The 277-nt window shown below is 60.6% G+C and carries 1 protein-coding gene; it reads right to left on the minus strand.

The window, feature by feature from the left end:
- Positions 1 to 277: aldo/keto reductase (locus SB764_RS39785; protein WP_410866722.1), on the minus strand; the 277-nt coding region annotated here is incomplete at both ends.

The following is a 277-nucleotide window of genomic DNA, read 5'->3' on the forward strand; positions in this document are numbered from 1 at the left end:
CGGCGATGCGCCACCCGCGGAAGTTCGATACGCCGAAATAGCGGATCTTGCCCTGACGGATCAGATCGCCGATGGCGCGCACGCCTTCTTCCAGCGGAGCATCGACCAACGCGCGATGGAAGTAGAGGATATCGATGTAGTCGGTGCCCAGACGCTTCAGGCTCGCTTCGACCGACTGAACGATCCACTTGCGCGACTGACCCTGTTCATTCGGACCCTGCGACGTCGGAAAACCGAATTTCGTCGCGACGACCCAGCTGTCGCGACGATCCGCAAT

This window comes from Paraburkholderia sp. SIMBA_027 (assembly GCF_046535315.1).
Taxonomy (GTDB): domain Bacteria; phylum Pseudomonadota; class Gammaproteobacteria; order Burkholderiales; family Burkholderiaceae; genus Paraburkholderia; species Paraburkholderia tropica.